General features: G+C 66.0%; 2 protein-coding genes (1 of these 2 only partly in view). Both read right to left on the bottom strand.

Going from position 1 to position 26484, the window contains the following annotated elements:
- Positions 1 to 282: 282 nt before the first annotated feature.
- Entirely contained in the window at positions 283 to 21435 is a 21153-nt protein-coding gene (locus tag AU185_RS21740; protein ID WP_082684020.1) for a non-ribosomal peptide synthetase, read from the bottom strand.
- Positions 21432 to 26484, bottom strand: partial view of a non-ribosomal peptide synthetase gene (locus AU185_RS21735; protein WP_082684019.1) — the 3' end only. The gene runs 14483 nt beyond the window's last position; 5053 of the gene's 19536 nt are visible here — the last part of the coding sequence; its start codon lies off the right edge, out of view; it ends in the stop codon at positions 21432 to 21434. Before AU185_RS21735 ends, AU185_RS21740 begins: the two co-directional genes overlap by 4 nt.

The following is a 26484-nucleotide window of genomic DNA, read 5'->3' as shown; positions in this document are numbered from 1 at the left end:
ACTTCCATTGGTGAAGCATGGCAGAACCGATCACTTGGTGCAGCGAATTGCAAGTCCTGCATCAAGATTGGTCGAAACGACACCGCAGGCCGCATGGACCGCCTGTCCGGAGCCCAGGATCGCAGGCAATGAACAGGCCTCTCGCCGCTTCCGTCGAAGCCGGTTACCCGCGCTGGACGAGCGACCGACGGCCAGTCGCCTGCCCACGTTTACCTAACGGTCCCGTAGGCCATCCACACGAGGTGGGAAAAATCTACGACACACTCCTGGGCAAACACAAACTCATCCACGGTCGTCCAATACCAACTTGAGCCGTTGGCCATACAGGCTAAGCGAATCGGCAGTCAACATAATTTCATGTGGACAGTCGACCAAGTGCTCAGCAATTTCGCCGGCAATATAAGGACGCCAGCTTTCCAGAGCAGATGTGTACCGGTCACTCTCTCCCTGCGTGGCGGAGAAAGCGACCATATTTCCCTCGAAAACGCTCGGCTCATGGGCCTCTTGCAATGCGCGGTTGAAAGTGATGTGTTGAACAAGGAGATCCAGATTCTGGACGAAAGAATCGACCAGTTGCACGTACTGAGGAAGCTCCACGGCTACTCGTTGGTGAACTCGGTCCTGAAGTTGCTCGTAGGTAAGCGACCCGTCCACGTCTGGATTGTCAATGTTGTACAGCCGCAGGACTTCTTCCAGTACGCGCTTCTTGTCCAAAGCACCGTCTGGTAGGTCGGCGCTGTCGAGGCGGGGTTGGGTGTCGATGAGGATCAGACGCTCCACAGCGCAGCCACGTCGTTGCAGCTCGACGGCGAGCTCATGTGCGACAACGCCGCCGAAGGACCAGCCGAGAAGATGATAGGGGCCGGTCGGGGAGATCTGTTGGATGCGGTCGGCATAGTTTGCCGCCATATCCCGAATCGAGCGAGGTTCAACCTCGCCGTCCTGGAGAGTCTGTTGTATTCCAATGATGGGACAGTCCAGGTACTTTCCGAGAGTCTGGTACTGCCAACTCACCCCACCGCCGGGATGGAGGCAGAACAGGGGGGCACCGGAGCCCTCCTTGAGCACCTCGATCGGGACCACTTCCGCAGCGTCGGCAGGGCCCTCTAGCTGCTGGCTCAAACCGCGCACGGAAGGCGCGTGGAACAAGGTGCGTACCGCGAGATGCGTATCCAGGCGGCTGTTGATCGCGGCTATCACCTGCATCGCCAACAGCGAATCACCGCCCAGGTCGAAGAACGAATCGTCAACGCCAACGCGCTCTAGTCCGAGTACCTCCGCGTAGATTGCGGCGACAATCTCTTCCGTCCGAGTGCCCGGGGCGCGGTAGTGATCGGTGTCGGTGTATTCGGGTGCGGGCAGAGCGCGCTTGTCCAGTTTTCCGTTGACCGTCAGCGGCAGCGCATCGAGCACTACCACCGCCGCGGGGACCATATACGTGGGAAGACGTTCGGACAGTGCTGCCCGCGCCTCGGCGGCATCGACTGTGCCAATGGAGGTTTCGGTGATGTAGCCAACCAGCCGCTTATCGCCGGGGCGGTCCTCGCGGGCGACGACCACGGCCTGATCCACCCCAGGCAGCCCTGCCAAGGCCGACTCGACCTCGCCCAGTTCGATGCGGTACCCACGGATCTTGACCTGCTCATCGGCACGACCCACATAACGCAGTTGCCCGTCAGCACCCCAGCGCACGAGGTCGCCAGTGCGGTACATCCGCGTCCCTAGCCCACCGAACGGACACGCGATGAAACGCGATCCCGTGAGTTCGGCGCGCCCCAGATAGCCATAGGTCAGGCCGCCGCCGGCCACATACAACTCTCCGACCACGCCGGCGGGCACCGAATGCAACCACTGATCGAGCACATGAAAACCCAGATTGGCCAACGGCACGCCGATAGGGCTGACGTTGCCCTCGAGGTCTGCGCTGACGATTTCGCGGAACGAGGCGTGCACCGTGGTCTCCGTGATGCCGTACATGTTCACCAACCGCGGCGATCCGGGATGGTTGCGCAACCACTTCTCCAGTCGTTGCGGTTCCAGCGCCTCTCCACCAAATATCACCGTCTCCAGCTTCAGCTCGTCTTCGCGCTCGGACGAGAGCGCATCGACGGTTTGCAATGCATAGAACGCCGACGGCGTCTGGCTCAAGATGCTGACGTTTTCGGTCACCAGAACCGAGTACAGTTCCTGCGGCGAGCGGACCACTTCTTCGGGGACCACGACGAGCCGACCGCCGCGCAGCAACGCCCCGAAGATCTCCCACACCGAGTAGTCGAAGGCGTAGGAGTGGCACTGAGTCCACACTTGCCCGGGCGAGAGCTCCAATTCCGCGTCAAGCGCCTCCAGTAGGCCCGTCACGTTGCGATGGCCGACCGCCACGCCCTTGGGTACGCCGGTAGTGCCCGATGTGTATATGACGTAGGCGATTTCATCGGGACCCGCTGCCGGCAACGCGGTACTGGGTTGATCGGCGATTCGTGGGTCGTCGATATCAATGACGAGCAGTTCGTGCCCGTTCAGGCGCGCCGCCAGTGTCGCGGTGCTGACCGCTGCCAAAGGCGCGGAATCATCGAGCATGAATTGGATCCGCGCGGCCGGGTGCGCCGGGTCGATCGGCAGGTAAGCCGCTCCAGTCTTGAGCACCGCCAGGATTGCGACGATCGCCTCGACCGACCGGTTGAACAGCAGCGCCACCCGCTCACCCGGGCCCGCACCGAGTCCGATGAGCAGATGCGCCAGTCGGTTTGACGCCTCGTCAAGCTCGCGATAAGTCATCGAACGGTCATGGAAGGTCAGCGCCACCGCCTGCGGTGCGCGTGCGACCTGATCGGCGAACAGTGCCGGGATCGACATCGCACTGGATGCCGGCGCGGTCAGCGCCGCCCGGTTGCCCCATACGTCAAGCCGGTTGAGTTCGGCCGCCTCCAACACGTCTATCGACGACAGTCGTCGCGTGGGCTCGTCGATCAGCGCAGCAACCACTCGGTGTAACCGCTCGCACAGCGCCTCGATCGTTGCCGCGTCGAACACGTCGGTGCGGAATTCCACCGCGCCACTGATCCCGGCGGGCTCACCGGCCGCATTCCAGCGTTCGGCGAGGGAGAACGTCAAATCCATGCGGGCCGTTTGGGTTTCAGCGGTCAGTGGCGTGAATTGCAGATCACCCAAGGCGAACTCAGCGGATCCGTCCGCATGCACCGACAGGTTCTGCCACGCCAACATCACCTGCACGAGTGGATGGTGGGTCAGGCTGCGGGTCGGGTTGAGTCGGTCAACGAGCACCTCGAAGGGCACATCCTGGTGCTGGTAGGCGGCGAGGCTACGCTGACGGACCTGGGCCAGTAGCTCCGTTAGCCGGGGGTCACCGCTCAGATCGACTCGAAGCACCAGGGTGTTGACGAAAACTCCCACCAGCTCATCCAAAGCCGGGTCGTCGCGCCCAGCGATCGGGAACCCGACGGCGACATCGGGAGTGGCGCTGAGCTTGGCGAGCAGCACCGCCAGGGCGGCCTGAACCACCATGAAGCTGGTTGTGTTGTGTTCGCCGGCTACCCGGGCGATCTGCTGCTGCAACTCGGCCGGCCACTCCACGGCGACGGTGGCGCCCCGGTAATCAGCCACCGGCGGGTAGGGCCGATCGGTAGGCAGATCCAAGCGCTCCGGCAGCCCGGCAAGCGCCTGTTCCCAGTAGGCGAGCTGCGCGGCGATCGGGCTGTCGGCATCGGCCAGGTCGCCCAATTGCTCACGCTGCCACAGCGTGTAGTCCACATACTGCACCGCCAATGGCGCCCAATCCGGTGCGCGCTCCGCACACCGGCTCGCATAGGCCACACCCAGATCGCGCATCAACGGGCCGATCGACAGACCGTCCGCGGCGATATGGTGCACCACGGCAACCAGTACGAACTCGTCGACCGCGACACGGAAAAGCTGCGCCCGCAAAGGGATCTCAGCGGTCAAGTCAAACGCGTAGCGCACGATCTCGCCGAGAGCTTCTTCTAACCGGTCCGCTGACCAGTCGCGTGCATCGACGACCTGCCACCCGAAATCGGCCTGCTCCACAGGGATGACGACCTGCTGGGGGCGACCCTCAGGCGCCGTGAACAACGTCCGTAGGCACTCCTGGCGATCCACCACATCGGCCAGCGCCGCTCCCAACGCGTCGGTGTCCAGCGGGCCGCTGATCCGGTAAGCAGTCGGCATGTTGTACATCGCCGACGGTCCGTGCAACTGGTCGAGGAACCAAAGCCGCTGTTGGGCATACGACAACGGGATCACCGCGGGCCGCTGCTGGACCGTCAAGGCGGCCCTACTTCTTTCACCGCCGTATGCGCTGATCCATTCGGCAAGCCCGGCCACGGTCGGCATGTCGAAGAACTCCCGGATCGGCACCTCGACACCCAGTTCGGAACGCAGCCGACCCAGCAGCCGCATCGCAGACAGCGAATGTCCACCGAGATCGAAGAACGAGTCGTCGACGCCGACTTTCGTCGCTCCGAGCACCTCGCCAAACAATGCGGCAACCAGCTGTTCGCGTTGATCGCGCGGTGCCCGATAGGCCGCACCGCTGATGAACTTCGGAGCGGGCAACGCACGCCGATCAAGCTTGCCGTTGACCGTCAATGGCAGCGAGTCCAGCATCATGATCGCCGCGGGGACCATGAACTCCGGCAACCGCTCAGCAGCGAAGTTGCGCAACTCGGCTACCCGCTCGACCGCCGCCGGGTCGTTGACGTGTCCGGCAAGTGAATCGACCGATGTCGCCGGCCGGTACACATCGGACAACACCTGCGCCCGATCATCGCTTCGGGTGTAGATCACATCCACCGAACCCGCGATGGGCGACCAGGTTACGGCGGTGGCGTAGCCCAATTGTTCGCCCAGTAGACGACACTGCTGCGGCAACACCGCATTCTCCGGCGCCGCCAGGCCGGCACGTACCTCGCCGACCGCCACTCGGTCCCCGGCTGCCGACAGCGCCTGCGCCAACGCCACCTCCGGCCATATCCCGGCATGCGGCACGGCGGTGACACGCAGCTGCGCCGGCTGCTGGGTGCGCAAGAAGTCACCCAGTGCAGCCAGGCTGCCCAGCCGTTGCCACGGTTGGGACGGCACCTCGGCCGCCGAGCGAACCAGCGCCGGAGCCTTACGCAGCACCACGTCGTAGCGGTAGCCACTGAGCTCGTTGATCGCATTCATCGCTTTGAGCTGAAGATCCACCGCAGCGATCTCGTCGAACTCTGCGGGTAACGCCACGAAGAATTCGGGGGCCAACAACAGCTCCTGTTCCGCCAGGATCTCCCGGCGCACACGTTCCCGAACTACAGCCGCGGTCTGCTCGGCACCACCGCCGTCGGCGCACACCACCCCGGTGGTGAACGCCTGCAGCAACGACAGGTTGCGCACGTCACCGATGAACACCGCACCGCCTGGCGCCAACAGCCGAACCGCCGACGCCAGCACATCGAGCAGGTATCCCGCGCTGGGGAAGTACTGGATCACCGAGTTGAGAATGACGGTGTCGAAGTGGCCCAGCGGCAGCCCGTCGGCCACGTCGGCGGGCTGCGCCCGCAACCGCACCCGGTCACCCCACGGCTGCGAGGCCACCGCCGCCTGCAGTTTCTCGATCGTGGCGGTGGAGACGTCGATGCCCCAATACTCGTCACAATCGGGCGCCAACGGCGTCAGCAGAAGGCCCGAACCGACCCCGATCTCCAGCACACGCCGCGGTCCCAGCGCACGAATGCGATCGACCGCAGCCGCGCGCCATTCGCGCATCTGCTCGAGTGGAATCGGCTCGCCGGTGTAGCTGCTGATCCACCCGCCGAAATCTTCACCCAATGCCGGCGCGCCCGCTGTGGGCGGCTCGGCCGAGTACAGGCCGCCCCACACTCGCTGCCATTGTTCGACCAGCTGAGCTTCCCGGTCGGGCTCGCGGACCAGCATCATCTCCTGGTCGGCAACGACATAGCCCACCAGTTGCCTGTCGCTCAGCGGCTCCCCGGGATCCGCGGTGTGGGCGACGACCACTGCCTGCGACACCCGCGGGTGGGCGGCGAGCACCGCGCCGATCTCACCGAGTTCGATGCGGTAGCCGCGGATCTTGACTTGTTCGTCGGCGCGCCCCAGGTAACGCAGCTGCCCGTCGGCGCCCCAGCGCACCAGATCCCCGGTGCGATACATCCGCTGCCCGGGCTTTCCGAACGGGCACGCCATGAACCGCGACGCGGTCAAACCCGGTCTACGCCAATATCCGACCCCGACCTGAGGGCCGGCGACATACAACTCGCCGACCACCCCGGCCGGTACCGGCCGCAGCCGCTCGTCGAGCACGAACAACGCCGCAGTCGGCAACGGCGCACCGATCGGCACCGCACCGGACCCGGCCGTCAACGGTGCACTCGCGGTCACCCACATCGTGGCTTCCGTCGGGCCGTACTCGTTGATCATCGCCCGGCCCGGCGCCCATCGGTCCACCACCTCCGCCGGGCACGGCTCGCCGCCGACCAGCAAGGTCACCCCATCGAGGCCCTCGGGCGACAATCCCCCGACCGCAGAGGGGGTTTGGCTCAACACGGTCACCTGTTCGGCAACCAGCAACGCGTGGAAATCGGTCAGCGAGCGGGCCACCATCTCGGGCACCACCACCAGCCGCCCACCGTGCAGCAGCGCGCCCCAGATCTCCCAGCCCGAGATGTCGAAGCTGTAGGAATGCCACTGCGACCACACCTGAGTCGGCGCCGCCAAAACGGGGTCCATGGAAGCCATCAGCTCGGTCACGTTGTGGTGGGTGATGGCCACCCCCTTGGGCGTGCCCGTGGTGCCCGAGGTGTAGATGATGTAGGCCATGTCATCGGCGGACGGTGCGGGCAGAGCGGTGTGCGGATAGTCCCGGATACGGGGGTCGTCGACATCGATGACCAGCAGGTCGTATCCGGTCAGCCGCTCGGCCAGCCGGCCGGTGGTGATCGCGACCATCGGCGCGGCGTCGCCGAGCATGAACCCGACTCGACTCGCCGGCAGCGCCGGGTCGATCGGCAGGTACGCCGCGCCGGCCTTGAGTACCGCCAGCATCGCCGCGATCGCCTCAGCAGACCGGTTGAACAGTAGTGCCACACAATCGCCCGCACCGACTCCTTGGCCGGACAGTAAGTGCGCCAACCGATTCGAGGCATCTTCGAGTTCGCGGTAGGTCACCGACTCCTCGCCGCAGCGCAGCGCCACTGCCTGCGGGGTGCGGGCCGCCTGTTCGGCGAAGGCCACCGGGATCGACGCCGAAGTGCGCGCCGGCCGGGTCAGCACCGCACGGTTGCCCACCTCATCGAGGACGGTCTGCTCGTCGGCGTCGAGCAGGGCCATCTCGCCCACTGCCACAGAGGCGTCCGCGACAACCGTCTCGAGCACGCGAACGAACCAGGCGACCAACCGCTCGATGGTGGACCGGTCATACAGGTCCGACGCATAGGTGACCGTGCCGGCGGCCATCGGCACACCCGAGTCCTGGCTGGGCACCTCGCCCAAGTCGAAATCCAAGTCCCACTTCGAAGTACCGATGGACATCTCCAGCGGCTCCACACTGATCCCGTCGAATGACGCACCGTCCGGACGCACATTGTTCTGGAACAACATGCCCACTTGGAACAGCGGATGATGCGACGTGGAGCGCACCGGGTTGAGCTGCTCGACAAGCAACTCGAACGGCACATCTTGATTGCTGTAGGCATCCAACGCCTTCTGGCGCACCCGCTCGAGCACCTCGCCGAACGAGTCCGCAGGACTCACCGAGACCCGCAGCACCCAGGTGTTGACGAAGAACCCGACCAGATCATCGAGCGCGGCATCCAACCGCCCGGCGATCGGCGAGCCCATCACCACGTCCTGGCCCACCCCCGCACGGTGCAACACCACCGCCAACACCGCCTGCATCACCATCGATGCCGTCGCATTGTGCGCCGCCGCCACCGCCTTGACCTCGGCCCACAGCGGCGCCTCGATGCGCAACTCCACCCCGTCACCCCGATAACTGGGCACCGCCGGGCGCGGGCGATCCGCCGGCAACGACACCACCTCCGGCAGGTCAGCCAACTGCGTTCGCCAATAACTCAGCTGCGCAGCGATCACACTGTCCGGATTCGACTCGACACCCAACCAATCCCGTTGCCACAGGGTGTAATCGGCATACTGCACCGGCAACGGCGACCAGCCCGGTTCCTGCCCGGCTCGACGGGCTCGGTACGCCTCGGCCACATCCCGCACCATCGGCGCCAACGACCAGCCGTCGAAAGCGATGTGGTGCACCATGATTGCGAGCACATACTGTTCGGGTTCCAACGCATAGATCTGCGCGCGAACTGGGATCTCGCTGGCCAGGTCGAACCGATACCCCGCCAAGGCCGCCAACTCGGTGGCCAGATCCTGCTCGGTCACCGACACCACGGCCGGTCCTCCACGCCGCCACATCCCCGCTGCAGCGGGCAGCACCTGCTGGAACGGCACACCGTCGACATCAGGGAAAACGGTGCGCAACGATTCGTGACGGGCGATGACATCGTCGAGAGCGGCGTCTAGCGCCGGCACATCGAGCGCACCGGTGATCCGCAACGCGGTGGGAATGTTGTACGTCCCGTAACCGTCCTCGAACCGGTTGAGGAACCACAACCGACTCTGGGCATACGACAACGGCACCGTCGACGGCCGTTCGGCTGCGACCAAGGGCGCGCGCCGAACCGAGCCCTCGCCGATGCGCGGAGCCAACTGCGCGACTGAGGGTGACTCGAAGATGGTCCGCACGGCCAAGCCGGCGTCCAGGCTGGTGTTGATCGCGGCGATGGCCCGGGTTGCCGACAGCGAGTCGCCGCCGAGGTCGAAGAAGGACTCGTCGATTCCGACGCGCTCGAGTCCCAGGACGCGAGCGTAGATGCCGGCCACGATCTCCTCGGTGGGGGTGGTCGGAGAGCGGTGCTGGCCGGCACTGTATTCGGGGGCCGGTAGCGCCCGGGTGTCGAGTTTGCCGTTGACCGTCAACGGCAGGGCGTCGAGGACGACGACGGCCGCCGGCACCATGTAGGCCGGCAGCCGCTTGGCCAGCTTCGCGCGCACTTCGGCGGGATCGATGGTGGCCGTGGAGGTTTCGGTGACATAACCAACGAGGCGTTTGTCACCGGGGCGGTCTTCGCGAGCGATGACGGCGGCGTGGTCGATTCCGTCCAGGGCGGCCAGAGCGGCGTGGACTTCGCCGAGTTCTATGCGGTAGCCGCGGATCTTGACCTGTTCATCGGCGCGGCCCAGGTACGCCAGTTGTCCGTCGGTGCCCCAACGCACCAGATCGCCGGTGCGATACATCCGCTGCCCCGGTGTGCCGAACGGGCAGGCGGTGAAGCGCGCTGCAGTCAGACCCGCGCGTCCCAGGTAGCCGTAGGCCAACCCGACGCCGGCCACGTACAGCTCACCGACCACCCCGACCGGCACCGGACGCAGCCACGCGTCGAGAACGAACAACGCAGCTCCGGGCACCGGAGTGCCGATCGGCACAACCTGCATGCCCGCCGTCAGCGGCGCGCTGACGGCGACACACATCGTGGTTTCGGTCGGGCCGTAGGCGTTGACCATCACCCGTCCCGGCGCCCAGCGGTCGACCACCTCGGTCGGGCAGGCCTCTCCGGCCATCACGACCGCTGCCGACTCCAACCCCTCATCCGGCAGCATCGCCACCGCCGACGGGGTCTGGGTCAATACGGTGACCGATTCAGCGACGAGGAGCGCGTGAAGCTCATCCGGTGCGCTCGCCACCGATTCGGGGACGACGACCAGTCGCCCACCGCGCAGCAGCGCACCGAAGATCTCCCACACCGAAACATCGAAGGCCAGCGAGTGACACAACGGCCACACGCCCGACCGGGGCAGCCCCGCATCCAACGAACCCAACAGATGGGTGACGCTGCGATGCGTGATGGCCACGCCCTTGGGAGTTCCGGTGGTGCCGGAGGTGTAGATCAGATAGGCGACGTCGTCGGGATCAGGTGCCCCGAGTCCGGTGCTGGGATAGGTGTCAACCGCGGGGTCGTCGACGTCGACGACCGTGAATTCGAAGCCGTCGAGCCGGTCGGCGAGGCCGGTGGTGCTGATCGCGGCGGTCGGCGCGGCGTCGGTGAGCATGAATTGCAGCCGCGCGTCCGGGACGATCGGATCGATCGGCAGATACGCCGCCCCCGTCTTGAGCACTGCCAGCATGGCCACGACTGCTTGAGGTGAGCGCTCGACGAGCAGCGCAACGCACTGCCCGGGACCGACGCCCCGGTCGGTGAGTAAGTGGCCCATCCGGTTCGCGGCTTCGTCGAGTTCGCGGTAGGTCATGGATCTGCCGTCACTGCTGATCGCGACAGCCTGCGGCGCGCGGGCGACCTGTGCGGCGAACAATGCCGGGATCGAGACGTGCGCATCGGACGGCGGCTGGATCAACGCGGTGCGGTTACCGAGATCTTCGATGCTGCGATGTTCGGTCGCGTCGAGCAGATCGATTGTGGACAGGCGGCGGGTCGGGTCGTCGGTGAGGGCGGTGAGCACACGCAGGAACCGCTCGACGAGCGTGTGGATGCTGGCCGCATCGAACACATCGGTGCGGTACTCCAACGACCCGGTGATTCCTACAGGTTCACCCGTGGAGTTCCATCGTTCCTCCAGGGAGAACGACAAATCCATGCGGGCGGTGTGAGTGTCCACACTCAGGGGTTGCACCTGGACATCGCCCAGAGCGGGCGTCGGGGCCTGCTGATCCGGACGGTCGAAGTTCTGCCATCCCAGCATGACCTGGATCAGCGGATGGTGAGCCAACGAGCGGGTGGGGTTGAGCCGTTCGACGAGGACTTCGAAGGGGACGTCCTGGTGTTCGTAGGCGGCCAGGCTGCGAGCGCGGACCTGCTCGAGCAACTCCGCGACGGTGGGATCCCCGTTGATTTGCACACGCAGGATCAGGGTGTTGACGAAGAAGCCGACCAGCTCGTCGAGTGCGGCGTCACGCCGCCCGGCGATAGGGAAGCCGATGGCCACGTCGCTGCTGGCGGACAGTTTGCCCAACACCACCGCCAACGCGGCTTGGACCACCATGAAACTGGTCGCCTGATGTCGAGCGGCCACCTGGGCCAGTTGTTGCTGTAGCTGCGGGGGCCAGTCGATGGCGATACTGGCCCCGCGCTGATCGGCGACCAGCGGGTAGGGCCGATCGGTGGGCAACTCGAGCCGCTCCGGCAGCCCTGCCAACACCTGCTGCCAGTAGCCCAGCTGCGCCGCGATGCGGCTGGCCGGGTCGTCGAGTTCGCCGAGAGCCTCGCGCTGCCACAGTGTGTAGTCGACATACTGCACAGCCAACGGCGCCCAATCCGGGGCCTGCCCTGCGCAGCGAGCGGCATACGCGGCCCCGACGTCACGTACCAGTGGGGCGATCGACCAGCCGTCGCCGGCGATGTGGTGCACCACTGCCACCAACGCGTGCTCGTTCGCGCCGAGGCGCAAAAGCGTTGCCCGCAACGGGATTTCAGAACCGAGATCGAAACTGTGCCCCACCACCGCGGCTACGGCCTGGTCGATCTGCTGCGCCGACCAGCCGAGGGCGTCAACCACCTGCCAGCCGAAGTCGGCCTGCTCGGGCGGGATGACGAGTTGTTGTGGGACGCCCTCGACAGCGACGAACAAGGTGCGCAGGCTTTCATGGCGGGCCACCACGTCGCCCAGCGCCGCCCCCAACGCCTCGACGTTCAGGGGGCCATTGATGGTGAACGCAGCGGGCATGTTGTAGACCGGCGACGGCCCATGCAACTGATCGAGGAACCACAGCCGCTGCTGGGCAAAGGACAACGGCACCACCTGCGGGCGGGGGCGCGCCGTCAACGATGTGCTCGTCGCATCGGCGGCGTCGGTGTGAATCCAGGCCGCGAGCCCGGCCACCGTGGGCGCGTCGAACAATGCCCGGATCGGCACGTCCACGTCCAGCTCTGCGCGGATGCGCGCCACCAGCCGCGTCGCCGACAGCGAGTGCCCGCCCAGATCGAAGAACGACTCGTCGATGCCCACCCGGCTCGCGCCCAGCACCTCGCCGAACAGCGCGGCCAACAGGTGCTCACGCTCATCCCGTGGGGCGCGGTAGGCCACCGTGCTGATGAACTCCGGGGCCGGCAACGCCCGTTTGTCGAGCTTGCCGTTGACCGTCAACGGCAACGCGTCCAACATCATGATCGCCGCGGGAATCATGAACTCCGGCAACCGCTCTGCCACGAAGCCGCGTAGCTCCGCCGCGCGCTCGATCGCGGCCGGGTCGTTGACATAGCCGGCCAACGACCCGACCGGCGCAGCCGGCACATAGACATCCGTCAACGGCTCTGCTGCGCGGGTAAGAACGATATCTACGAAACCCGCCGCGGCCGACCAGGTTACCGCCGTGGCATAACCCAGTTCCCGGCCCAGTTGATGACACTGCCGTGCCGTCACCGCACCCTCAGGCGTCGACATACCGGCACTCACCTCGTCGACCGTCACCCGATCCGCGGCCGAAGCCAGCTCCAGCGCCAATGCCGCCTCCGGCCAGATTCCGGCATGCGGAACCCCGGTCACCCGCAACTCGGGCAGGTCCGTCGTGCTCAAGAATTCACTCAACGCAGCCAAGCTGCCGAACCGTTCCCATGCTTCGGATCGGATCCGGGCCACCGAACGCGTCGACACGGGCGCCTTGTGCAGCACGACCTCGTACCGGTACCCGCTGAGTTCGTTGACCGCATCCATCGCCTTGAGCTGCACATCGACCGCGCCGATCTCCGGATACTGCGACGCCAACGCGGTGAAGAACTCCGGGGCCACGAGCAGTTCCTGCTCGGCCAGCATCTCCCGGCGCACCCGCTCGCGCACCACCGCCGCGGTCTGCTCACCTCGGACGTCTTCGGCGCACACCACCCCGGTGGTGAACTCCCGCAGCAACGCCAGGTTGCGTACGTCACCGAGAAACACCGCCCCGCCAGGGGCCAGGAGCCGTAACGCCAACCTCAATACGTCGAGCAGATAGCCCGCGCTCGGGAAGTACTGAATGACCGAGTTCAAAACGATGGTGTCGAAATAACCCTCAGGCAGCCCGTCGGCCACATCGGCCGGCTGCACCGCCAAGCGAACCCGATCCGCCCACGGCTGCGCCGCCACCGCGGCCTGCAATTTCTCGATCGTCGGCGCGGAAAAGTCGGTGCCCCAATACTCGACACATTCGGGGGCCAGCGGAGCCAGCAGCAGACCCGAGCCAACGCCGATCTCCAACACCCGGCCCGGCCCCAGCGCCCGAATTCGCTCCACCGCCGCCGTCTGCCATTGGCGCATCTGCTCCAATGGGATCGGCTCACCGGTGTAACTGGAGTTCCAGCCCCCGAAATCCTGCCCTAATCCGGTGGATACGCCTTGCTGGGTGAACGCCTGTCCGGAATACAGGTCCGCGTAGACACCCTGCCACTGGCCCACGAGCTGCGCTTCCCGGTCGGGCTCACGGACCAACTTCGTCTGCGGGTCGGGCACCACATAGCCCACCAGTTGCTTGTCGCCGACACCGTCGGCCGCATCGGGGGCGTGGGCGACGACCACCGCCTGGGCCACCCGCGGATGGGCGCGCAGCGCCGACTCGATCTCACCGAGCTCGATGCGATAGCCGCGGATCTTGACCTGCTCATCAGCGCGGCCCACATAGCGCAGCTGTCCATCAGCACCCCAGCGCACCAAATCTCCAGTGCGGTACATCCTTTGCCCTGCAGGGGCTCCCTCACCGACGAATGGGCACGCCACGAACCGCGAGCCGGTCAGCCCGGCCCGGCGCACATAGCCCACGCCCACCCCGCGGCCGGCGACGTACAACTCTCCGACCACCCCAGCCGGCACCGGACGCAACCACCCGTCCAATACAAACAACGCCGCGCCCGGCACCGGGACGCCGATCGGCACCTCCTCCGATCCCGCTGTCAGCGGAGCGCTGATGGTGGCATAGACGGTGGTCTCGGTCGGGCCGTAACCGTTGATCATCACCCGCCCCGGTGCCCACCGGTCCACCACCTCCGCCGGGCAGGGTTCGGCGGCGATCATCAGCGCCGTCTCGTCCAGCCCCTGGGGGGACAGCACACCGAGCGCCGACGGAGTCTGGCTGAGCATGCTGACTTTCTCGGCGACCAGCAACGCATGGAGATCCTGCGGGGAACGGGTCACCTCTTCGGGCACCACGACCAGCCGCCCGCCGTGCAGCAGTGCACCCCACATCTCCCATACCGAATAGTCGAACGCATACGAGTGGCACTGCGACCACACCTGCCCCGGCGCCGGCCGGTAGCGGCTGTCCATTGAGTCGAACAACCGGGTCACGTTGTGGTGGGTGACGGCCACTCCCTTGGGCAGACCGGTGGTGCCCGAGGTGTAGATGATGTGGGCGATGTCCTCAGGGGCCGCCCCCGGCAACGCGGTACTGGGTTGTCCGGCGATGCGCGGATCGTCGACATCGATCACGGCGAGATCGCACCCGCTCAGCCTGTCGGCGAGATCGCTTGTGGTGACCGCGACGATCGGCTCGGCGTCAGCCACCATGAACTCGATCCGCGTCTCCGGATAGGCCGGGTCGATCGGCAGATACGCCGCCCCGGTCTTGAGCACTGCCAGAATGGCCACGACAGCCTCGGCTGACCGATGCTGCAGCAGCGCCACAGATCGGCCCGCGCCCACGCCCAACTCGATCAGCAAGTGCGCCAACCGATTCGACGCATCGTCAAGTTCGCCATAGGTCAACGTGACCTCGCCGCAGCGGATCGCCACCGACTCCGGCGCGCGGGCCACCTGCTCGGCGAACAACTCCGGAATCGCCACCGGCCGCCTGGTCAATGGTTCGGCCAAGACCGCGCGATTGCCGACATCGTCGAGACGGGCGTATTCGCCGGAGTCGAGCAGGTCGATCGACGACAGCCGCCGCGTGGGTTCGACGACGATCGCTTCCAGAACTCGCCGGAACCGCTCGACCAGCGTCTCGATGCTGGCCGCGTCGAACACATCGGTGCGGAACTCCACCATCCCGCCGATTCCGGCGGGCTCACCGGCCTCACTCCAGCGCTCCCGCAGGAACACCACCATATCCATGCGGGCGCTTTGAGTTTCCGCGGTAAACGGCGTGATCTGCAGATCGCCCAGGGTCAGCCCGGCCGCCGAGTCATCGTCGAGACCGGGGAAATTCTGCCACGCCAACATCACCTGGATCAGCGGGTGATGGGTCAGCGACCGGGCAGGGTTGAGCCGATCGACCAGCACCTCGAATGGCACATCCTGGTGCTCGAAGGCGGCCAGTCCGCGCGCGCGCACCTGGGCCAACAACTGCGCAAAGGACGGGTCACCGTCCACCTCGACCCGCAACACCAAGGTGTTGACGAAGAATCCGACCAACTCGTCGAGCACCGGGTCACGCCGCCCGGCGATCGGGAACCCCACCGCGACATCGGAACTGGCGCTCAGCTTCGACAACAGCACCGCCAACGCGGCCTGCATCACCATGAAACCGGTCGCGTTGTGTTCGCGGGCCACCCGCGCCACCTGCTCCTGCAACTGAGCAGGCCAGTCGACTACCACGCTGGCGCCGCGGTAATCGGCCACCGGCGGATACGGCCGGTCGGTGGGCAACGCGAGCCGCTCGGGCATCCCGGCCAACGCCTGCTGCCAGTAGTCCAGCTGCGCGGCGATCGGGCTGCTCGGATCGGCGAGATCACCGAACTCGGCGCGCTGCCACAGTGTGTAGTCGACATACTGCACCGGCAACGGCGCCCAATCCGGCGCCTGTCCTGCACACCGGTTGGCATAGGCCGAGCTGAGATCACGCACGAACGGGGCGATCGACCAGCCGTCGCCGGCGATATGGTGCACCACCGCCACGAACACATGATCGTCATCGCCTAGACGGAAAAGCGTTGCCACCAACGGAATATCGACGGTCAGATCGAACTTGTGGCGCACGAGCGCGCCGACGGCGTCGGCCAGCCGCTCTGCCGGCCAGCTGCTGACATCGACTACCTGCCACGTGAATTCGGCGTCCTCGGCGGGAGCAACGACCTGCTGGGGTATGCCCTCGACCGCCGGGAACACCGTGCGCAGACTCTCGTGGCGGGCCACCACATCGCCCAGCGCCGAGCCCAGGGCGTCGGCGTCCAGCGCCCCGCTGATCCGAAACGCTGTCGGCATGTTGTAGGTCGCGACCTCGCCCTCGACCTGGTTGAGGAACCACATTCGGTTCTGGGCGAACGACAACGGGACCGCCGCCGGCCGATGCGCCACCGCTACCAACGGATTGCGCCGACCCGTCCCCTCGCCGATACGCGGCGCCAATCGCGCCACCGATGGCGCGTCGAATAAGGTGCGTACCGAGACGTCGGTGTCCAAATCGGTGTTGATCGCTGCGATCACCCGCATCGCCGACAGCGAGTCGCCACCGAGATCGAAGAACGAGTCGTCGACACCGACCCGTTCGATGCCGAGGATCCGTGCGTAGATGCCGGCCAGGATCTCCTCGACAGGGTTCGACGGAGCGCGATACCTGTCCGCATCCTGATATTCAGGTGCCGGCAGGGCGCGCTTGTTGAGTTTGCCGTTGACCGTCAGCGGCAACGCATCGATGCCCATCACCGCCGCCGGCACCATGTATGCCGGCAGCCTGTCGACCAACGCAGCGCGTACCTGCCCCGGATCGGCGGTGCCGGTGATATAGCCGACCAGACGTTTGTCGCCGGGGCGGTCCTCGCGGGCGATCACCACCGCCTGTTCCACGCCGGAAACCGCAGTGAGCGCTGCCTGGACCTCGCCGAGTTCGATGCGATAGCCGCGGATCTTGACCTGCTCGTCGGCGCGTCCCAGATAGGTCAGCTGCCCATCGGCGCCCCAGCACACCAGATCGCCGGTGCGATACATCCGTTGTCCCGGCGCCCCGGCATCCACCAACGGGCATGCAACGAACCGGGACGAGGTCAGCCTCGGGCGGCGCCAATACCCCAACCCCTGCCCCGTACCGGCCACATACAGCTCACCGACCACCCCAACCGGGGTTGGGCGCAACCACTGATCCAGTACGAGGAACCCGAGGTGGGCCAACGGCACCCCGATCGGGCTGCCATTGCTGTCGACGTCGCTTGGGGCGATCTCGCGGAACGAGGCATGCACCGTCGTCTCCGTGGTGCCGTACAGATTCAGCAGTCGCGGTGATCGCGGATGGCGGTCCAGCCATGTTCGAAGACGTTGAGGTTCAAGGGCTTCACCGGCGAATATCACGCTCTCGAGCGAGAGTTGCTGTCCCAGCTCGGGCGCCAACCCGTCAGCGGTTTGCAACGCGTAGAACGCCGATGGCGTCTGGCTCAACACGCCGACGTGTTCACGAGCCAGCAGGGCATGGAACTCCTCCGGAGAGCGAGTCACCGGCTCGGGCACCACTACCAACCGCCCGCCACCCAGTAGTGCACCCCAGATCTCACACACTGACACGTCGAAGGCATAGGAATGCCACTGCGACCAGACCCCGGCCCGGTTCACGTCAGCAGACAACGACGCAAGTAGCTCGATGACGTTGTGATGGGTGATGACCACACCTTTCGGGACACCGGTGGTGCCCGAGGTGTAGATCAGATACGCGATCTCATCGGCCGCCGGAGCGGGTAGCTCCGTGCTCGCTTGCCCCGCGAGGGCGGGATCGTTGACGTCGATGACCGCCAGCCCGCGTCCGGACAACCGCTCAGCAAGGCCGTCGGCGGTGACCGCGAGCATCGGCGCGGCGTCCTCGAGCATGAACTCGATCCGAGCCGCCGGCAGCGCCGGGTCGATCGGTAGATAGGCGGCCCCAGTTTTCAGCACCGCCAGAATCGCCACAATCGCGTCGGCCGATCGCGGAACCAGCAATGCCACAGTGTTTCCCGGGCCCACGCCGCGGCCGGCCAACAGGTGCGCCAACCGATTGGCAGCCTCATCCAGCTGCCGATACGTCATCGAGCGTCCGTCGAATGTCACCGCCGTAGCCTGTGGCGCCCGTGCGACCTGTTCGGCGAACAACGCCGGAATGGACGGCAGTCGGCCGCTCAGCGATGCAGCCCGCGACACGGCCGCCCGGTTCTCCCACCCCTCCAAGAGCACGTATTCGCCGGCATCGAGCACATCGACCGACGACAATGACCGCGTCGGGTCGGCCGTGATCGCCGTCAACACCCGCTCTAACCGCCCGATCAGCACCTCGATACTCGCCGCGTCGAAGACGTCGGTGCGGAACTCCACCGCCCCACCGATGCCGGCCGCCTCACCTGACTCACTGAAACGCTCGGCCAACGAAAACGTCAGATCCATCCGAGCCGCCTGGGTATCCACCTCCAGCGGCGTGACGTGCACATCGGATTCGGGCCCGGCGAGGCGTTCGCCGCTGTGTACGGGCAGGTTCTGCCACGCCAACAAGACCTGCACCAGCGGATGATGAGTCAGCGACCGAGCCGGGTTGAGCCGGTCCACCAACACCTCAAACGGTACATCCTGGTGCTCGAAAGCCGCCAGGCTGCGCGTACGCACCTGCGCCAAAAGCTCAGCGACACTTGGATTGCCAGACATTTCGACGCGCAAAACCAAGGTGTTGACGAACAATCCGACCAAATCATCGAGGGCCGGGTCACGCCGCCCGGCAATCGGGAACCCCACCGCCACATCGGAACTGGCGCTCAGCTTGGCCAACAACACCGACAGCGCGGCTTGGACCACCATGAAACTGGTGGCATTGTGCTCGCGCGCCACCCGGGCCAGCTGCTGCTGCAATTGCGCTGGCCACTCCACGGCCACACTGGCCCCGCGATAGTCAGCCACCGTCGGATACGGCCGGTCAGTAGGCAACTCCAGCCGCTCAGGCAATCCCGCCAGGGCCTGCTCCCAATACGCCACCTGCGCCGTGATGCGGCTTTCAGCATCGTCGAGCTCGCCCAACTGCTCGCGCTGCCACAACGTGTAATCGACATACTGCACCGGCAACGGCGCCCAGTCCGGGGCGTGGCCCGACTCTCGGCTGGCATACGCCGCGACCAGATCTCCTACCAGCGTGCTGATCGACCAGCCATCCGCGGCGATATGATGCACCACCGCCACCACCAAATACTCACCGCTGCCCAGGCCGAAAAGTGTTGCTCGAAATGGGATCTCAGATTCCAAATCGAAGCCATGCCGGACCTCGACGCCGACGGCCTCCTCCACCTGCTGCGCTGACCAACCGCCGGCATCAACAACCCGCAAGCCCGAATTCACCCGCTCGGCGGGCAGCACCACCTGCTCGGGAACCCCCTCTCGCGCCACGAACACCGTGCGCAAGCTCTCCTGACGGGCCACCACGTCGGCCAGCGCCGCGTCCAACGCATCCACATCCAGCGCACCGCTGATGCGAAACGCTGCAGGCAGGTTGTACACCGGTGAGGGCCCATGCAACTGATGCAGAAACCACAACCGTTGCTGGGCAAACGACAGCGGCAGCACCTCAGGACGTTGCCGCGTCGTCAACGGCTCGAATCCACCCGAGCGCTCATCCACGCGGGGCGCCAGTTGAGCCACAGTGGGTGACTCGAAGAGCGTGCGCACCGCCAGGTCGGCACCGAGGTCGGTGTTGATTGCGGCGATCATCCGCGTCGCCAGCAACGAGTCCCCCCCCAGGTCGAAGAACGAGTCGTCCACGCCAACCCGCTCCAGGCCCAGCACTCGGGCATAGAGGCCGACCAGAATCTCCTCCACCGCGGTCGCCGGCGCCCGGTAGCGGTCCGCGTCGGCATACTCCGGTGCCGGCAAGGCGCGCTTGTCGAGCTTGCCGTTGACCGTCAATGGCAACGCGTCGAGCACCACCACCGCCGCCGGCACCATATATACGGGCAACCGCGGACCAAGCTGCTCGCGAACCCGGGCCGGGTCCGCTCCGCCGGTGAAATAACCGACCAGCCGCTTGTCACCGGGACGGTCCTCACGCGCGATGACGGCAGCCTGCTCGACCCCGTCCAACCCGGCCAACGCCGCCTGAACCTCACCCAGCTCGATGCGGTACCCGCGGATCTTGACCTGTTCATCAGCCCGACCCATATAGACCAGCTGACCGTCAAGGCCCCACCGGACCAAATCCCCGGTGCGATACATCCGTTGTCCTGGCGCCCCCGCGCCGACGAACGGACACGCCACGAACCGCGACGCACTCAACCCACCCCGGCACCAATACCCCACGCCCACACCAGCACCGGCCACATACAACTCACCGACCACCCCGGCCGGCGCCTGCTGCAATGAGGCGTCCAACACGAAGAAGGCGAGGTGGCCCAACGGCACCCCGATCGGGCTGGCACTTCCGTTGGCGTCAGCGTCGACGATCTCCCGGAACGAGGCATGCACGGTCGTTTCGGTGATGCCGTACATGTTGATCATCCGCGGGGATCCCGGATGGTCGTCCATCCAGGTCCGGATTCGCTGTGGTTCGAGGGCTTCTCCGCCGAACACGACCGTCTCGAGCTTCAACCCCGACCTGAGTTCGGGCTCCAGCGAGTCGACGGTCGCAAGCGCATAGAACGCCGACGGCGTCTGACTCAGCACGCTGACCTGTTCGGCGACCAGCAGGGCGTGCAGATCCCGAGGGGAGCGCACTATTTCGTCGGGCGCCACGACCAGGCGGCCTCCGTGCAGCAGCGCCCCGAAGATCTCCCACACCGAGTAGTCGAAGGCCAACGAATGGCATTGCGTCCATACCTGATTCGCGAGTTGCAGATCACCGGCAAGGGTGTCGAGCATCCGCGTCACATGTCGATGGCTGATCGCCACGCCCTTGGGCACACCGGTGGTGCCCGAGGTGTAGATCAGGTAGGCGATATCGTCGGGATCTGGCGCCGCCAACGCCGTATCGGGCTGGCTGCGCACCGTGGGGGCGTCGATGTCGATGATCGGCAATCCATGCCCGGCCAACCGCTCGGCCAGATCGACGGTGCTGACCGCGGCCATCGGAGCTGCGTCGGTGAGCATGAACTGCACCCGAGCATCGGGATGCGCCGGGTCGATCGGCAGATATGCCGCGCCCGTCTTGAGCACCGCCAGAATCGCCACGATCGCTTCGGCCGACCGCGAGAGCAGCAGTGCCACGCGCTCGCCCGGACCCGCACCATGCGCGGTCAGCAGATGCGCCAACCGGTTCGACGCCTCGTCCAGATCGCGATAGGTCCATGAGCGCGTACCGAAGGTGAGCGCCGGCGCATCGGGTGTGCGCGCCACCTGCGCGCTGAACAACTCCGGAATCGACTGCGCCGGAGTGTTCGTCCGCTCGGTCAAGACCGCGCGATTGCCCCATTCGTCCAGCCGCGCGTAATCGGAGTCGTCCAGCAGATCCATCGACGACAAGCGTCGCGTGAGATCTGCAGTCATGACCGTGCCGCCACGTCGGCGGTCATCGCCATCAGGACCCGTCGCAACCGCTCGATCAGCAGCTCGATGGACGCGGTGTCGAATACGTCGGTGCGGAACTCCACTAGGCCCCCAATTCCTTCCGGTTCACCGGCGTCGCTCCAGCGTTCGGCCAAAGAAATCACCAAATCCATTCGAGCAGTTTGGGTTTGCGCCGGCAACGGTGTGACCTGAACGTCGCCGAGACTCAGTCCGGCCGCGGGCCCGCTGCTGTGCCAGGGCAGGTTGTTCCAGGCCAACATCACCTGCACCAGGGGGTGATGGGACAGGCTACGGGTGGGGTTGAGCCGATCCACCAACACCTCGAAGGGCACGTCCTGGTGCTCGTATGCCGCCAGGCCGCGCTCGCGAACCTGGGCCAGCAGCTCGGCGATCGTGGGGTCTCCCTCCAGATCCACACGCAAGACCAACGTGTTGACGAAGAAACCCACCAGCTCATCGAGCGCGGGGTCGCCCCGCCCGGCGGTCGTGATTCCCACTGCGACATCGGAACTGCCGCTGATCTTGGACAGCAGAACCGCCAGGGCGGCCTGAATGACCATGAAGCTGGTCGCGTTGTGTTCCCGGGCGAGATCGCGCACCTGCTGCTGGAGCTGCTCCGGCCAGTCCACCTCCACGCTGGCGCCGCGGTAATCGGCCACCGGCGGATAAGGCCGATCAGTGGGCAGCTGCAAGAGCTCGGGCAGCCCGGCCAGGGCGTCCTCCCAGTAGGCGAGCTGCGCGGCAATCGGACTGTCGTCGTCGTGGAGGTCGCCGAGGTGCTCGCGCTGCCACAACGTGTAGTCGACATACTGCACCGGCAATGGCGACCAGTCGGGAGTCCTGCCCGCACACCGATTGGCGTACGCCACCCCGAGATCGCTCACCAGCGGACGGACCGACCAGCCGTCGGCGGCGATATGGTGCACCACCGCCACCAGCACGTGCTGTTCGTCGGCAACACGGAAAAGCTTGGCGCGCAACGGGATCTCGTGCCGCAGGTCGAAACTGTGACGCGCCACCTCGACAACGGCTTCCTCCAGCTGCGATGCCGACCAACCTTCGGCATCGACGATGTCCCAACCGAAGTCCGCGTTCTCCACCGGCACCACGAGTTGATGGGGCAGTCCGTCGACCGACGGGAACAGCGTGCGCAGGCTCTCTTGGCGGGTCACCACATCGGCCAGCGCCGCACCCAATGCCGAGGCGTCCAGCGGTCCGCTCATCCGCAATGCGACCGGCATGTTGTACACCGGAGACGGCCCCTGCAGCTGTTCGAAGAACCACAACCGCTGCTGGGCATATGACAACGGCACTCGCTCCGGGCGTGGCATCGATTGCAGCGCCGGACGGCCGGCACCGCCACCGTGTCGGTGCAGATAGGCGGCCAGACCGCGGACGGTCGCCGCATCGAACAGGCACCGCACTGGAACTTCCCGGCCGAGGGTCAACTGAAGCCGCGCAGTTACCCGGGTAGCAACCAACGAATCCCCGCCGAGCGCGAAAAAGTCATCATCAAGGCCTACTCGGTCCACACCCAACACCTCAGCGAAGGTGTCGGCGACGATCTTTTCGGTCTGGGTCTGCGGGGCGCGGAAGGCCGTGGCCGCGAATACTGGTTCGGGTAGGGCTTTACGGTCGACCTTGCCCGAGCGAGTCAGCGGCAATTCCTCGAGGACCAGAATCTGGCTCGGCACCATGTACTCGGGTAACCGCGCGCTCATCCACTGACGCACCGCGCTGATCTTCGTGTTGGTGTCGGGATCATTCGCATAGATGCTGCGCTGATCGGCTGCGGCCGGGGCTTGATACAGATCGGTCAACGCGGGGCCGCGGGCACCGTTGCTGACAGCGATGAAGACCGCATCGAGGGTGCCGGGTACCGCGCCCCAGGTGACCACAGCGCGGTATCCCGTGTTTTCGCCGAGGCGGTACAACTGTTCGGGAACAACAGCTTGCGAGGGCGCCACGGCCTTCGTGCGCGCCTTGGCGGCGGTAAGCCCGGCGGCCAGAGCTTGTTCGACCTGCACGTCGCTGATCACGCCGGCACGCGGAATGGCGCTGACTCGCACCGCATCCATACGCTTCGCCGTCAACTGGGCTTTCAGCCCCTCTAGCCCGCCGCTTGCGTTCCACTCCCAGGTCGGCACCTCGGCCAGCGACCTGACTTCTGTCGGGTTCTTGTGGACGATCACGTCGTAGCGGTACCGGCTCAGCTCGTTGTCGGCCACGCCGCGTTTGACTTCGATGTCGAGGCCGGCCACCGACGAGCGCCCCCCAGCCCATGTCGTGAAAAACTCCGGCGCGAGCAACAATTCAGGCTCGCCAAGCAGCGCGCGCTCAACCCTCTGGCGGATCTCAGCGGCATCGTCGGTGCTGGTTCGTGCAAATGCAACCGCGGTTTGAAAGGCCCGCTGCAAGCTGTGGTTGCGCACATCCCCAATGAACAGGGCACCGCCGGGGGCCAACAAATCCAGCGCGGCGTCAATGACATCGGCCAGATACCCGGCGTTGGGGAAATACTGGATGACCGAGTTGAAGATGATGGTGTCGAAGAAACCACTCGGCAGGCGGTCGGTCACATGCGCTGGTTGAGCCAGTAACTGAACGCGATCACGCCACGGAATCTGCAACCGCTCCAGCGAGCGCGCAAGGTTGTCGACAGCCGCCGCCGACATATCGGTGCCGACGTAGCGTTCACAGTTCGGAGCGACCTGCGACAGAATCAGTCCCGAGCCCGCGCCGATCTCCAACACCCGCCGCGGCCGAAGCGCCAAGATCCGATCCACGGTGGCGCTCCGCCACTCCTGCATCTCCGCGAGGGGAATCGGATCACCGGTGTAACTGCTGTTCCAGCCGCGGAAATCCATTCCGAAGTCCGGCAACTCGACCTCAGCGCCGTACCACTCGTCATACATGTGTTGCCACTGATCGACGATCTCGACGTCATGATCGACGCTGCTGGCATGCTCCAGGGCGACGTAGGCGATCAGATGATCCGCTCCGGTGTCGCTGTGATGCACGGTGGCCGCCGCCTGGGTGACCTGCGGGCAGCCCAGCAGAGTGTTTTCGATCTCGCCCAACTCGATGCGCTGCCCGCGCAGTTTGATCTGTGCGTCGGCACGCCCGAGATACTGCAACGTGCCAGCCGGGGTCCAGCGCACGAGATCCCCGGTGCGATACATCCGTTCCCCGGCTCCCCCATATGGGTTGGCCAAGAACCGCTCCGCAGTCAATGCCAGCCGACCCACGTAGCCGCGTGCCAGCGCCGTCCCGGTCAGGTACAGCTCCCCGACCACTCCGACCGGGGCTGGGTTCAATCGCGAATCCAAGACCAGCGCACAGACGCCGGGGATCGGCGCGCCGATGTCGACGGGCTGCCCAGCCGACAGCGGTGCGGTGCCGGTCGCCCAGATCGTGTTCTCGGTGGGGCCGTAAGCGTTGAACATCTGCCGGCTAGGCGCCCAAGCGGCCACCAATTCCTCCGGGCAAGCCTCTCCGGCAGTGACCAGCGTGGCGAGCCCATCGAGCCGGCTTCGATCCAGCGATGCCAACACTGACGGCGTCAGGACGGCCGCGCTGACTTGCTGACCGTGCAGGACCGCGGTCAACGCCTCCCCGGCATAGGCCTGCGGCGAGGCCACCACCAACGCCGCTTGCGCGCCGGCCGCCCACAACATCTCGAAGACCGACGCATCGAACGTCGGCGCAGCCACCATCAACACCCGCGACCCGGTGGTCAACCCGTACGCCTCGTGTTCCGCCGCGACGAGCCCCAGCAGACCGGCGTGGCTGACGGCCACCCCTTTGGGAACGCCGGTGGATCCCGACGTGAAGATCACATAGGCGGCGTTCTCCACCGTCAGTGCAGCCAGCCGATCAGCGTCGGTGATCGCCTCGGCGCTGCGCCCCGACAGGTCCAGATCGTCGATCCGCAGCACTGAGCGTGATCCCGCCCCCGCCGGCATGTCGTCGCCACATGTCAACACGCACACCGCATCGACGGCGTCCAGCACAGTGGCGATGCGCTCTACCGGATGAGCGCGATCCACCGGCACATACACGCCGCCGGCCTTGGCGATCGCCCACCACGCCACCACCAATTCCGCGCAGCGGTCCATCGCCACGCCCACCGCGCGTTCGGGGCCGACCCCCGCCTCGATCAGCACCCGCGCCAGCCGCGTCGACCATTCATCGAGATCGCGATACGAGAGCTGCCGCTCACCATCGATCACGGCCGCCGTCTCCGGTCCGGCGGCCACAGCCGCTGCCAGCACCTGCGAGGTCAACCCAACCGGCGCGGCCACCCCGGCACCCGACCACTGCGACACCAGCAGGTCGCGCTCGCTGCGATCCAACAACGCCACGTCGCCGATCACCACCGAGGCATCGGCCACCACCGCTTCGACGATCCGGTCAAACCAACCCACCAACCGCTCGATCGAGGACCGGTCGAACAAATCCGTCGCATAAGTCACCACCCCGGTCGCCATCGGCGCCGCAGGGTCCTCGGTCGCAAGCTCCCTCAGATCGAAATCGAGGTCGAATTTGGCGGTGCGGGTAACCACCTCGACCGGTGCGACGTCGACTCCATCGAGCGCCACATCGGGCCGCACATTGTTCTGAAAGGCCAACGCTACCTGGAATAGTGGGTGATGCGACGTGGAGCGAACCGGGTTGAGTTGCTCGACCAGCCGCTCGAACGGCACATCCTGATTACTGTAGGCATCCAATGCCTTTTGCCGTACCTGCCCGAGCACGTCGCTGAACCGCTGCCCGGATTCCACGCCCACCCGCAGCACCCAGCTGTTGACGAAGAATCCGACCAATTCGTTCAACGCCTGATCTGACCGTCCGGCGATCGGGGCGCCCAGCGCGATGTCTTCGCCCATCCCGGCCCGGTGCAACACGACGGCCAGGACGGCCTGCATGACCATCGAGGCCGTGGCGTTGTGGGCCGCTGCCACCGCCTTGATCCCCGCCCACAGCTGCGGGTCGATGCGCAGTTCCACTCCGTCACCACGGTAACTA

The organism is Mycobacterium sp. GA-0227b (assembly GCF_001499855.1).
Taxonomy (GTDB): Bacteria; Actinomycetota; Actinomycetes; order Mycobacteriales; family Mycobacteriaceae; genus Mycobacterium.
Note: the sequence above shows the minus strand (reverse complement) of the source record. Positions and strands in the feature narration are given on the sequence as shown.

What these genes read in the sequence shown, in the direction of transcription:
- AU185_RS21740 (WP_082684020.1), bottom strand. Translation starts at nt 21,435, where the DNA reads ATGACTGCAGATCTCACGCGACGCTTGTCGTCGATGGATCTGCTGGAC.